The sequence below is a fragment of the Citrobacter sp. Cf088 genome (assembly GCF_030334295.1).
Classification (GTDB): domain Bacteria; phylum Pseudomonadota; class Gammaproteobacteria; order Enterobacterales; family Enterobacteriaceae; genus Citrobacter; species Citrobacter freundii.
In genome coordinates this window covers 15397-28350 of record NZ_JAOWEE010000045.1, presented here as the reverse complement: position 1 = coordinate 28350, position 12954 = coordinate 15397, and the positions used below count along the sequence as shown (strand labels likewise).

Sequence of the window (12954 nt, the reverse complement as noted above, 5' to 3'; positions counted from 1 at the left end):
TCGAAAAACCATTGCCCTGGCATTTTATACAAAAAGTGACAGAAAAGATCGGGTTTGATCACAGTCAGGGATTCCGGACCTTCCTCCCGGGCGAGTGCATTTTAACGCAGCAACCCCACAGGCAAACCTGACGGCCTCTTCTGGAGCATCGCCGTCAGCCAGGCTGAATGCGAGCGCACCGTGGAAAACATCCCCAGCTCCCGTAGTATCCACAACATCGACTTTAAATCCAGATTGATGCTGCAACGTATTATTTTTTATCCAGTCACAGCCTTCGCTCCCTCGTGTCACATAGACATGACCATTTGTGAGCGTTTTTGCTTGTTTAAGTCCAGCTTCAGAATCATTTATCCCGGTTAAACGCGCCAGACCCGGTTCAGAGAACGCCGCATGATCGCTCAACGCCACCAGCTCGCTGATATCTTGTGGCGTGACGTCACCATCCAGTACCGTCATCACTCCCGCCCGACGCGCCAGCGTGAACGCCTGCCTGGCACCTTCGTGCCAGCGAACATCCGCCAACACCACATCCCACTGGGAAAAATCGATCTCATTCAGCCAGGCAGCATCCGGCAGTAAATCCGGGCTGGGATAGTTAACGATAATCCGTTCTCCTTGCGCATCAACCATAATTGCCGATTGCGAAGACTTTGCCCCCGCATAGCGCCGGGTGTAGCGGGTGTTTACCCCCAGGGATTCCAGCTCTGCCAGCAGGCTATTTCCGGTGTCGTCATCGCCCACACGGCCAATAAAGTCCACCTGCGCGCCCAGCTTCGCTGCGGCCACTGCGGCCGTTGCAGCAGGCCCGCCGCCCACTTCCGTATAACGCTTCGCCACATACTTACCTCCTTCGGTCGGTAAACCTTCCACGTAATAGATGCGATCCATCACGGCAATACCTACACAAGCAATACGAATCATGGTCATTCCTTAGGCGTTTCAAGATGGGATCATTTTAATTTCACAAAATGTTTAAAAAGTGACGGCTGTCAATTTTTTGACCATAAATTACAAATACGATCAAAAACAGACAAAAATAAACGGCCTTAAATGACAAAAAATGACATCCACGTCTCAGGAGAACGTTATGGCAGTTATAGCATTTATCGGATTAGGTCAGATGGGTTCACCCATGGCGAGCAACTTGCTGAAGCAGGGTCATCAACTCAGCGTCTTTGACGTTAACCCGGATGCCGTTCAGCGCCTGGTGGAAAAAGGAGCCCAACCTGCCAGCAGCCCGGCTCAGGCAGTAAAAGGGGCAGAATTTGTCATCACAATGCTGCCAAACGGCGATCTGGTGCGCAGCGTACTGTTCGGCGAGCAGGGTATCTGTGAAAGCCTTTCCCCACAGGCATTAGTGATTGATATGTCGACTATTCACCCACTGCAAACCGACAAACTGATCGCCGATATGCGTGACAAAGGCTTCGACATGATGGATTGCCCGGTTGGACGTACCTCCGATCACGCTATCGCGGGAACGCTGTTGCTGTTGGCAGGTGGAACGGCACAGCAGGTAGAACGCGCCACACCGGTTCTGATGGCGATGGGTAATGAATTGATCAACGCAGGCGGTCCCGGCATGGGCATTCGCGTCAAGCTCATCAACAACTACATGAGCATCGCGTTAAACGCCTTGTCTGCTGAAGCCGCCGTGTTGTGCGAAGCGCTCGGCCTCTCCTTCGATGTGGCCTTGCAAGTCATGAGCGGCACTCCCGCCGGGAAAGGCCACTTCACTACCTCCTGGCCGAACAAAGTGCTGAAAGGCGATCTTTCCCCGGCCTTCATGATCGATTTAGCTCACAAGGATCTTGGCATCGCGCTGGACGTTGCCAACCAACTACATGTGCCGATGCCGCTCGGTGCCGCCTCCCGCGAAGTCTATAACCAGGCACGCGCCGCTGGCCGTGGCCGGGAAGACTGGACGGCCATTCTTGAACAGGTTCGCGCATCCGCCGGGCTAAATAAACACACAGATAAGTAAGGACTGAACAATGACGAAGTACACCCTGAAAGATATCACCCGAGCTTCTGGCGGTTTTGCCATGCTGGCGGTCGATCAGCGCGAAGCCATGCGCTTAATGTTTGCCGCAGCGGGAGCAAAATCCCCGGTCAATGACAGCGTGCTGACCGATTTCAAAGTCAATGCGGCAAAGATCCTGTCCCCCTATGCCTCCGCCATTCTGGTCGATCAGCAGTTCTGCTACCGTCAGGTTGTAGAGCAAAACGCGGTAGCCAAAAGCTGCGCCATGATTGTGGCCGCTGATGAGTTTATTCCGGGTAACGGAATTCCGGTCGATAGCGTAGTGATTGATAAAAAAATCAACCCGCAGGCTGTGAAGCAAGATGGTGCTAAGGCTCTCAAACTGCTGGTGCTGTGGCGTAGCGATGAAGATGCCCAACAGCGCCTGGACATGGTGAAAGAATTCAATGAGTTATGCCATTCCAATGGGCTGCTGAGCATCATCGAGCCGGTTGTTCGCCCACCGCGTCGTGGCGATAAGTTCTGCCGTGAACAGGCCATCATCGATGCCGCGAAAGAGCTGGGCGACAGCGGTGCCGATCTCTACAAGGTCGAAATGCCGCTGTACGGCAAAGGAACCCAACAGGAATTGCTTAGCGCCTCTCAGCGCCTGAATGAAAACATCAGCATGCCGTGGGTCATTCTCTCCTCTGGTGTGGATGAAAAACTGTTCCCACGCGCGGTCAGCGTAGCAATGACCGCAGGCGCATCCGGCTTCCTGGCCGGGCGTGCGGTCTGGTCATCCGTCGTGGGTCTGCCGGATACCGAACTGATGCTGCGTGATGTTTCCGCACCGAAGTTGCAGCGTCTGGGCGATATCGTCGACGAAATGATGGCCCGCCGCTAATAGAGGATCAAAGCATGAAATGGTTTAACACCCTAAGCCACAACCGCTGGCTGGAACAAGAAACCGATCGCATCTTTAACTTTGGTAAGAACGCGGCGGTGCCCACCGGGTTTGGTTGGTTAGGAAACAGTGGTCAGGTCAGAGCGGATATGGGAACACATCTGTGGATCACCGCCCGCATGCTGCACGTCTATTCCGTTGCCGCCTCCATGGGTCGCCCAGGTGCATATCAACTCGTCGACCACGGCATTAAGGCGCTGAACGGCGCGCTACGCGACACACGCTACGGCGGTTGGTACGCCTGCGTCAATGACGAAGGAGTGATGGATGCCTCCAAGCAGGGTTATCAGCATTTCTTCGTCTTACTTGGCGCGGCAAGCGCGGTCACTACCGGTCATCCACAGGCCAGAAAATTGCTGGATGACGCCATCGAGGTGATTGAGAAGTACTTCTGGAGCGAAGACGAACAAATGTGCCTGGAGTCCTGGGACGAAGCCTTCAGCCAGACAGAAGATTATCGCGGCGGCAACGCTAACATGCACGCGGTCGAGGCTTTCCTGATCGTGTATGACGTGACTCATGACCGTAAATGGCTCGATCGCGCACTGCGTATCGCTTCGGTGATTATTCACGACGTGGCCCGTAGCGGGGAGTACCGCGTCAATGAACACTTCGATTCACAGTGGAATCCAATCCGCGATTACAACAAGGACAACCCAGCTCACCGTTTCCGCGCCTACGGTGGCACGCCGGGTCACTGGATCGAGTGGGGCCGCCTGATGCTGCATCTACATGCCGCGCTGGAAGCTCGCTTCGAAACGCCTCCTGCCTGGCTGCTGGAAGATGCAAAAGGACTTTTCCACGCCACTATCCGCGACGCCTGGGCACCGGACGGCGCAGACGGTTTTGTCTATTCGGTGGATTGGGATGGCAAACCGATCGTTCGCGAAAGAGTGCGCTGGCCGATAGTCGAAGCGATGGGTACCGCCTACGCCCTGTACACCCTCACAGGCGACAGCCAGTACGAAGCCTGGTACCAGAAATGGTGGGATTACTGCATCACCTACCTGATGGATTACGAGACCGGTTCATGGTGGCAGGAGCTGGACACCGATAACAAGGTGACCACCAAAGTCTGGGACGGCAAGCAGGATATTTATCACCTGCTGCACTGCCTGGTGATCCCACGTCTGCCGCTGGCTCCGGGCCTTGCTCCGGCTGTTGCCGCCGGTCTGCTGGATATCAACGCTAAATAAGTAACAAGGTGGGCTGCCATGCATAGCGGTGGAAAAACCATTCATCTTCAGGCCGGACACTATCAGGCGAAAATCGTCACGGTTGGCGCTGGGCTAGCGGAATTGACGCACCGTGGACGTCATATCGTTATTCCCCACAAACCGGAAGAAATGCCGCTAGCACACTTGGGGAAAGTGTTAATCCCCTGGCCAAACCGCGTTGTAGACGGCAGCTATCACTATAACGGCAAGGATTACCAGCTTGCCGTTAACGACTCAGTGTCACATACCGCCATTCATGGGTTACTGGCCTGGCGGGACTGGCAGATTAACCAGCAGTCGGCATCGGAAGTGTCGCTGACGATTTTTCTGCCGCCTTCTTATGGTTATCCCTTCGCGCTGGTTTCAGAGGTGATTTACCGACTGGAGGCAACCCGTGGACTGCACGTTTTTATCCACACACAGAATATGGGTGACGAAATCGCGCCGTATGGCGCGGGAGCACATCCCTATTTGACCTGCAATCTGCAACCTATTGATGACTGTGAATTAACACTCCCGGTGAGTGAAGAAACATGTGATGAACGATATTTCACCAAGCCGCAACGCATTGCGCAGACCGCTATCGATCATACGTTCAGGACTATGCCACCTGACGCTGAGTGGGAAGTCAGGATGACCAGCCCATCGCAAAACATGTCCACTTTTTTACGCAGCCACCAGCCCTGGTTGCAAGTGTATACCGGCGAAAAATTAGCACGGCGTGGCCTGGCGGTTGAACCGATGACCTGCCCGCCTGACGCCTTTAACTCCGGAATTAGCCTGATTCATCTCGCGCCCGGAGAACAACATCAGATGCATTTTTTAATCGGCAGTGAATAACAGATTTCCGACAAATTACCGAATTACCCTATTTTTACGGAGACGACAATGAATTCGCTACAACAACGGTCAACCGCCATAGAACTCACATCATTACCTGATGGATTTGCTTTAACGTACCACCAGCGCCTGATTTTACGCCACAGCACAGAAACGCCCTGCCTGTGGGTCGGCGCTGGCGTTGCCGACATTGACATGTTTCGCGGCAACTTCAGCATTAAAGACAGGCTCAATGAGAAGATTGCTCTAACTGGCGCCACGGTAAGCGAGTCCCCAGACGGCTGGCGGGTGCATTTCAGCCGCGGTGATACCATCAACGCCACGCTGCATATTTCCACCGATGAACAGGGTCGCCTGAAGCTGGATCTGCACAACGGCGATCTCAACCATAACCGCATCTGGCTGCGTCTGGCCGCCAGGGCGGACGATCATATTTACGGCTGTGGCGAACAGTTCTCTTATTTCGACTTACGCGGTAAGCCGTTCCCGCTGTGGACCAGCGAACAGGGCGTGGGCCGAAACAAAAACAGCTATGTCACCTGGCAAGCCGACTGTAAAGAGAACGCCGGCGGCGACTACTACTGGACCTTCTTCCCACAGCCGACCTTCGTCAGCACGCAAAAGTACTACTGCCACGTTGATAACAGTTGCTATATGAATTTCGACTTCAGCGCGCCGGAGTATCACGAACTGGCGCTGTGGGAGGACAAAACCACCCTGCGGTTTGAGTGCGCTGATACCTACATCTCTCTGCTGGAAAAACTGACTGCGCTGTTAGGACGCCAGCCGGAGCTGCCGGACTGGATCTACGATGGCGTCACGCTCGGTATTCAGGGCGGTACTGAGGTTTGCCAGAGCAAACTGGACACCATGCGTAACGCAGGCGTGAAAGTAAACGGCATCTGGGCGCAGGACTGGTCCGGGATCCGCATGACCTCCTTTGGCAAGCGCGTGATGTGGAACTGGAAATGGAACAGCGACAATTATCCGCAGTTGGATAGCCGTATTAAGCAGTGGAAAGAAGAAGGCGTGCAGTTCCTCTCCTACATCAACCCGTATGTTGCCAGCGATAAAGATCTCTGTGCCGAAGCGGCCAAACACGGTTATCTGGCGAAAGATGCATCCGGCGGCGATTACCTCGTAGAGTTTGGCGAGTTTTACGGCGGCGTGGTCGATCTGACCAACCCGGAAGCCTACGACTGGTTCAAAGAGGTCATCAAGAAAAACATGATCGAACTGGGCTGCGGCGGCTGGATGGCAGATTTTGGCGAATACCTGCCGACAGATACGTATCTGCACAACGGCGTCAGCGCCGAGATCATGCACAACGCCTGGCCCGCACTGTGGGCGAAATGTAACTACGAAGCGCTACAGGAGACCTGCAAACTCGGCGAGATCCTGTTCTTTATGCGTGCGGGTTACACCGGCAGCCAGAAATACTCCACCATGATGTGGGCGGGCGATCAGAACGTGGACTGGAGCCTTGACGACGGTCTGGCTTCCGTCGTTCCTGCAGCGCTGTCGCTGGCGATGACCGGTCACGGTCTGCACCACAGCGATATCGGCGGCTACACCACCCTGTTTGACATGAAACGCAGCAAAGAACTGCTGCTGCGCTGGTGTGACTTCAGCGCCTTCACGCCGATGATGCGTACCCACGAGGGTAACCGCCCAGGCGATAACTGGCAGTTTGATGGTGATGCTGAAACCATCGCCCACTTTGCACGAATGACCACCGTGTTTACCACCCTGAAACCGTATCTCAAACAGGCCGTCGCGCAAAACAGCGCTACCGGTCTGCCGGTGATGCGTCCGCTGTTCCTGCATTACGAAGACGATGCGCGTACCTATACCCTGAAATATCAGTATCTGCTGGGACAAGATCTTTTGGTCGCGCCAGTTCACGAGCAAGGCAAGTCCGACTGGACCCTGTATCTGCCGGAAGATAGCTGGATAAATGTCTGGACCGGGGAAACTTACCAGGGCGGTGAAATTACCGTGGATGCGCCGATTGGCAAGCCTCCGGTGTTTTATCGCGCGAAGAGCGAATGGGCGTCACTGTTTGCCACTTTACGCAACATCTAATACGGCTCGCCCGTGAGGAGACTCACGGGCACATGGAGAATAATAATGAGTCAGACCTCTTCTAATCCGGCAACCCTACGCTTGCCGTTCAAAGAAAAACTCGCCTATGGGATGGGTGATTTAGGTTCCAATATCCTGCTGGACATAGGTACGCTCTATTTACTCAAGTTTTATACCGATGTTCTTGGTTTACCTGGAACTTATGGCGGTATCATTTTCCTTATCGCCAAGTTTTTTACCGCGTTTACCGATATGGGGACTGGGATTATGCTCGACTCGCGCCGCAAAATCGGCCCGAAAGGCAAATTCCGCCCGTTCGTTCTGTATGCCGCATTTCCAGTGACGCTGCTGGCGATTGCGAACTTTGTCGGTACACCATTTGAAGTCACCGGTAAAACGGTGATGGCAACGGTACTGTTTATGCTGTACGGACTGTTCTTCAGTATGATGAACTGCTCTTACGGTGCGATGGTCCCCGCGATCACCAAAAACCCGGACGAACGCGCCTCGCTGGCAGCCTGGCGACAGGGCGGAGCCACTCTTGGCCTGCTGCTGTGCACCGTCGGTTTTGTGCCCGTAATGAACCTGATCGAAGGCAACTCACAGTTGGGCTATATCTTCGCCGCCACCTTATTCTCTCTGTTCGGCTTGCTGTTTATGTGGCTGTGCTATGCCGGGGTAAAAGAACGCTATGTGGAAGTGAAACCCGTTGATGCCGCGCAAAAACCGGGATTGCTGCAATCCTTCCGCGCGATCGCAGGTAACCGCCCGCTGTTTATTCTGTGCGTTGCCAACCTTTGCACACTTGGCGCGTTTAACGTCAAGCTGGCGATTCAGGTCTATTACACCCAGTACGTACTGAACGACCCGATCCTCCTTTCCTGGATGGGCTTTTTCAGCATGGGCTGTATCTTCATCGGTGTCTTCTTGATGCCGGGAATGGTCAGACGTTTCGGCAAGAAAAAGGTCTACATCGGCGGTTTGCTGATCTGGGTCGCGGGCGATCTGCTTAACTACTTCTTTGGCGGCGGTTCCGTCAGCTTTGTCGCTTTCTCGTGCCTGGCGTTCTTCGGCTCAGCATTCGTCAACAGCCTGAACTGGGCGCTGGTCTCCGACACGGTGGAATATGGCGAATGGCGTACCGGCGTACGTTCGGAAGGTACGGTATACACCGGCTTCACCTTCTTTCGTAAAGTGTCACAAGCGCTGGCAGGATTCTTCCCCGGCTGGATGCTGACGCAAATCGGCTACGTCCCCAACGTGGTGCAATCTGCCAGTACGGTCGAAGGGTTGCGTCAGCTGATCTTTATTTATCCCTGCGCGTTGGCGGTGATCACCATTGTAGCTATGGGCTGTTTCTACAACCTTAACGAGAAGATGTATGTCCGCATCGTTGAAGAGATAGAAGCGCGTAAACAAACCGTTTGATAATAATAATGAATAGCGCTCTACGGGGCGCTATTGAGGAGCGATTATGTCTTTTCATGATCCGCTAACGCTAAAACTGAGCCTGCGTGAAAAATTCGCCTACGGAGTGGGTGACTTCGGCTCAAATTTGATGCTGTGTATCGGCACGCTGTATCTGCTTAAATTTTATACCGATGAACTAGGGATGCCGGCCTGGTACGGTGGGATTATCTTTTTGGTGGCGAAGTTCTTCACCGCCTTCACCGATATTCTGACCGGCGTGTTGCTGGACTCAAGGCGTAATATTGGCGCAAAGGGGAAATTCAGACCCTTTATTTTATATGCTTCATTTCCTGTCGCCGTCGTCGCCAGCGCGCAGTTTTTAGCGACAGGATTTACGCTAACAGTGAAAACGGGGCTGGCAACGGTGTTGTTCATGCTGTTCGGCCTGTTCTATAGCCTGATGAACTGTTCCTACGGCGCGATGGTGCCTGCAATTACTAAAAATCCACATGAACGCGCTCAGCTCGCCGCCTGGCGTCAGGGCGGCGCTACCGTAGGCCTGTTACTGTGTACCGTTGGCTTTATGCCAATTCAGGCTCTATTTGTCAGTTCGCCTTCGCTGGGTTATCTGATTGCCGCACTGCTCTTCTCTGTCTGCGGACTGTTCAGTATGTGGTGGTGCTTTAGCGGTGTGAAGGAACGCTATATCGAAATCGTACCGGATCACCATAAACCCAGTATTCTCAAATCGTTCTGCGCCATTTTCCGTAACCCTCCACTATTGGTGCTATGTGTTGCCAACTTGTGCACGCTGGCGGCATTCAACATTAAGCTGGCGATTCAGGTGTATTACACCCAGTACGTGCTGAACGATATACATCTACTGTCGTGGATGGGTTTCTTCAGCATGGGATGCATTCTGGTTGGGGTACTGCTGGTTCCCACAGCTGTAAAACGCTTCGGTAAAAAACAGGTTTACCTCGGCGGTCTGGCGCTATGGGCAATCGGCGATGTGCTGAACTTTTTCTGGGGCAGCACGTCATTTTTATTCGTGATGTTTTCTTGCATGGCCTTCTTCGGAACCGCTTTTGTTAACAGCCTGAACTGGGCGCTGGTTCCGGATACGGTCGATTATGGCGAATGGAAGACGGGGATCCGTGCGGAAGGTTCGGTATATACGGGTTATACCTTTTCGCGCAAAATTTCCGCGGCGCTCGCAGGCTTCCTGCCTGGGATTATGCTGACACAAATCGGTTATATCCCCAACATAGCCCAGAGCGATGCTACCCTGCTCGGTTTGCGTCAACTCATTTTTCTCTGGCCTTGCGGACTTGCAATTATTGCAGCACTCACAATGGGCTTCTTTTATAAACTCAACGAAACACGTTTTGCTTTTATTATTGAGGAAATCAGCCAACGGAAGAAAAACAACATCCAACCGGACCCTATTACCAATAAAAAGAATACCTCTGCTGTAAACGTATAAAAATAATAGCCGCCTATTCCATCCAAATGGATGGCGGCCTCCCTACGCTTAAAAAATGGATTTATCATGAAAAAATTAACGACAATAATTTTCTTATCCTCTGTGGTATCAACCTCTGCTTTCGCTGGAGCCTATGTAGAAAACCGCGAAGCATATAACCTGGCGTCCGATCAAATAGAGGTCATGATGCGCGTCGGTTATAACTCTGACATGGGCGCTGGTATCATGCTCACCAACACCTACACGATGCAACGCAAAGATGAGCTAAAACACGGCTATAACGAAATAGAGGGCTGGTATCCGTTATTTAAACCGACAGATAAATTAACAATCCAACCTGGCGGGCTAATAAACGATAAGAGTATTGGTTCTGGCGGCGCTGTTTATCTGGATGTTAACTATAAATTTACACCATGGTTTAATCTTACCGTGCGTAATCGATATAACCATAATAACTACAGTTCAACCGACCTGAACGGTGACCTGGATAATAATGATACCTATGAAATAGGTAACTACTGGAACTTTGCCATTACCGATAAATTTTCCTATACCTTTGAACCACACTATTTTATGCGAGTCAATGACTTCAATAGCAGCAACGGAAAAGATCATCACTGGGAAATTACCAATACCTTTAAATATCGGATCAATGAACACTGGTTGCCCTACCTGGAATTACGCTGGTTAGATCGCAATGTTGAACCTTATCATCGCGAACAAAACCAGATTCGTGTTGGGGCAAAGTATTTCTTCTGATACTGCTGATGATAAAAAAAGCCGCTGATAATCAGCGGCTTTTTTATTCTTACCTGAGAAAGAGCGTTAATTACTCTTCTTTCGCGCCACGCATTGCACGGCGACGATCGTTTTCAGTCAGGTGACGCTTACGAATACGGATAGAGGTTGGAGTAACTTCTACCAGTTCGTCGTCATCGATGAATTCCAGAGCCTGCTCCAGAGTCATCTTAACCGGCGGAACCAGAACCGTTGCTTCGTCAGTACCGGACGCACGCATGTTGGTCAGTTTCTTACCGGTCAGGCAGTTTACAGTCAGGTCGTTAGAGCGGCTGTGAATACCGATGATCTGGCCTTCGTAAACTTCAGCACCGTGACCCAGGAACAGCTTACCGCGGTCCTGCAGGCTGAACAGTGCGAACGCAACTGCTTTACCCTGGCCGTTAGAGATCAGTACGCCGTTCTGACGCTGACCCACATCACCCGCACGAACATCGTCGTAGTGGCTGAAGGTGGAGTACAGCAGACCGGTACCGGAAGTCATGGTCATGAATTCTGAACGGAAACCGATCAGACCACGGCTTGGGATCACGTAGTCAAGACGTACGCGGCCTTTGCCATCTGGATTCATGTTTTTCAGGTCGCCTTTACGCTCACCCAGAGCCTGCATGACAGAACCCTGATGCTGCTCTTCGACGTCCAGCGTTACGTTTTCGAACGGCTCTTGTTTACGGCCATCGATTTCGCGGAAGATAACTTTCGGACGGGAAACCGCCATTTCGAAACCTTCACGACGCATGTTTTCAATCAGAACAGACAGGTGCAGCTCACCACGACCGGATACGCGGAACGCATCCGCATCTTCGGTTTCTTCAACGCGCAGCGCAACGTTGTGCACCAGCTCTTTGTTCAGGCGGTCAAGGATCTGACGAGAGGTAACATATTTACCTTCTTTACCACAGAACGGAGAGGTGTTTACGCAGAAGAACATGGTTACGGTCGGTTCATCAACGGACAGAGCCGGCAGCGCTTCGACGTTCTGCGGATCGCAGATGGTGTCGGAGATGTTCAGTTCGCCCAGACCGGTGATTGCGATGATATCGCCGGCTTCGGCAATATCGCTCTCGATACGTTCCAGACCCAGATGAGTCAGAACTTTACCGACTTTACCGTTACGGGTTTTGCCTTCGCTATCAATGATAGTGATCTGCTGGTTCGGTTTAACTTTACCGCGTTTAATACGGCCGATGCCGATTACGCCAACGTAGTTGTTGTAGTCCAGCTGAGAGATTTGCATCTGCAGCGGGCCATCAAGGTCTACGTTCGGAGCCGGTACACGATCAACGATGGTCTGATACAGCGGAGTCATGTCTTCAGCCATATCTTCGTGATCCAGACCTGCGATACCGTTCAGCGCGGAAGCGTAAACGATCGGGAAGTCCAGCTGTTCGTCGGTAGCGTCGAGGTTAACGAACAGGTCGAATACCTGATCAACAACCCAGTCAGGACGAGCGCCAGGACGGTCAACTTTGTTGATAACAACAATTGGCTTCAGGCCATGGGCAAAGGCTTTTTTGGTCACGAAGCGCGTCTGCGGCATCGGACCATCCATTGCATCCACCACCAGCAGCACGGAGTCGACCATGGACATTACACGTTCAACTTCACCACCGAAGTCGGCGTGCCCCGGGGTATCAACGATGTTGATACGGTAGTCATTCCATTTGATAGCGGTGTTTTTAGCGAGGATGGTAATCCCACGCTCTTTCTCCAAATCGTTGGAGTCCATCACGCGCTCTTGGGTTTCAGCACGTGCATCGAACGTACCGGATTGTTGGAGCAGCTTGTCTACCAGGGTCGTTTTACCATGGTCTACGTGCGCGATGATGGCGATGTTACGCAAATTTTCGATCACAACTTTGCCTCAGGCATTTTAGAAATAGCGCGTTATTGTACACGGATTAATCGCAGTACAAAACAGGATCACAAACATCCTCCGCAAACAAGTATTGCAGAGTTTCTTTGTGATCACATTCACGGAGCGTTAAAAGGGGTAATCTGACATGCTTTGCACCAATATGGTGCTTAATGTTCACATTAAAGCACTATAATGGTGCAATGCAACCTTCATGGTGCAGCCCCTTTGCACGATAGTGCGCATGATAACGCCTTTTAGGGGCAATTTAAAAGTTGGCACAGATTTCGCTTTATATTTTTTACGGCGACACGGCCAATTTTTTGCAGAATT

10 protein-coding genes are annotated in these 12954 nt (G+C 52.2%); 8 read left to right on the top strand and 2 right to left on the bottom strand.

The annotated features are described in order from the left end of the window. Positions 1–24: 24 nt before the first annotated feature. Positions 25–921, bottom strand: coding sequence for a sugar kinase (locus OGV71_RS09325; RefSeq protein ID WP_204583128.1), 897 nt, complete (start codon positions 919–921; stop codon positions 25–27). 166 nt (positions 922–1087) lie between these two features. On the opposite strand from OGV71_RS09325, the gene yihU reads away from it, so the two are divergent. The 8 genes from yihU (at position 1088) to ompL (ending at position 10727) form a co-directional block, all read left to right on the top strand. Then, the gene (gene yihU / locus OGV71_RS09320; RefSeq protein ID WP_008323155.1) at positions 1088–1984 is read left to right on the top strand and encodes a sulfolactaldehyde 3-reductase; all 897 of its coding nucleotides are present in this window, start codon (positions 1088–1090) and stop codon (positions 1982–1984) included. A gap of 10 nt (positions 1985–1994) precedes the next feature. Then, entirely contained in the window at positions 1995–2870 is an 876-nt protein-coding gene (gene yihT / locus OGV71_RS09315; protein ID WP_048220082.1) for a sulfofructosephosphate aldolase, read from the top strand. A 14-nt stretch (positions 2871–2884) separates the two neighbouring features. After that, positions 2885–4126 carry a sulfoquinovose isomerase gene (gene yihS, locus OGV71_RS09310; RefSeq protein ID WP_003028654.1) on the top strand — a complete coding sequence of 414 codons (1242 nt, stop codon included), beginning with the start codon at positions 2885–2887 and terminating at the stop codon, positions 4124–4126. Positions 4127–4144: 18 nt separating this feature from the next. Then, the gene (locus OGV71_RS09305) at positions 4145–4987 is read left to right on the top strand and encodes an aldose-1-epimerase (protein ID WP_204583129.1); all 843 of its coding nucleotides are present in this window, start codon (positions 4145–4147) and stop codon (positions 4985–4987) included. Between the two features lie 48 nt (positions 4988–5035). Continuing rightward, positions 5036–7072, top strand: coding sequence for an alpha-glucosidase (locus tag OGV71_RS09300; RefSeq protein WP_204583130.1), 2037 nt, complete (start codon positions 5036–5038; stop codon positions 7070–7072). 45 nt (positions 7073–7117) lie between these two features. After that, positions 7118–8500 carry an MFS transporter gene (locus tag OGV71_RS09295; protein ID WP_003028647.1) on the top strand — a complete coding sequence of 461 codons (1383 nt, stop codon included), beginning with the start codon at positions 7118–7120 and terminating at the stop codon, positions 8498–8500. 46 nt (positions 8501–8546) lie between these two features. After that, on the top strand, positions 8547–9968 hold the full coding sequence (locus tag OGV71_RS09290) for an MFS transporter (RefSeq protein WP_003028645.1): 1422 nt from the start codon (positions 8547–8549) through the stop codon (positions 9966–9968). A gap of 66 nt (positions 9969–10034) precedes the next feature. Further along, positions 10035–10727: a porin OmpL gene (ompL, locus tag OGV71_RS09285; protein ID WP_003028643.1), complete on the top strand. Its 693-nt coding sequence runs from the start codon at positions 10035–10037 to the stop codon at positions 10725–10727. Positions 10728–10797: 70 nt separating this feature from the next. Here the strand turns inward: ompL and typA are convergent, their stop codons facing one another. Next, positions 10798–12621, bottom strand: coding sequence for a ribosome-dependent GTPase TypA (typA, locus tag OGV71_RS09280; RefSeq protein WP_003028641.1), 1824 nt, complete (start codon positions 12619–12621; stop codon positions 10798–10800). Between the last annotated feature and the right edge of the window lie 333 nt (positions 12622–12954).

Bases quoted from the DNA above. Each gene is read 5' to 3' on its own strand.
- OGV71_RS09325 (WP_204583128.1), bottom strand. From the start codon at position 921: ATGATTCGTATTGCTTGTGTAGGTATTGCCGTGATGGATCGCATCTAT.
- yihU (WP_008323155.1), top strand. From the start codon at position 1,088: ATGGCAGTTATAGCATTTATCGGATTAGGTCAGATGGGTTCACCCATG.
- yihT (WP_048220082.1), top strand. From the start codon at position 1,995: ATGACGAAGTACACCCTGAAAGATATCACCCGAGCTTCTGGCGGTTTT.
- yihS (WP_003028654.1), top strand. From the start codon at position 2,885: ATGAAATGGTTTAACACCCTAAGCCACAACCGCTGGCTGGAACAAGAA.
- OGV71_RS09305 (WP_204583129.1), top strand. From the start codon at position 4,145: ATGCATAGCGGTGGAAAAACCATTCATCTTCAGGCCGGACACTATCAG.
- OGV71_RS09300 (WP_204583130.1), top strand. From the start codon at position 5,036: ATGAATTCGCTACAACAACGGTCAACCGCCATAGAACTCACATCATTA.
- OGV71_RS09295 (WP_003028647.1), top strand. From the start codon at position 7,118: ATGAGTCAGACCTCTTCTAATCCGGCAACCCTACGCTTGCCGTTCAAA.
- OGV71_RS09290 (WP_003028645.1), top strand. From the start codon at position 8,547: ATGTCTTTTCATGATCCGCTAACGCTAAAACTGAGCCTGCGTGAAAAA.
- ompL (WP_003028643.1), top strand. From the start codon at position 10,035: ATGAAAAAATTAACGACAATAATTTTCTTATCCTCTGTGGTATCAACC.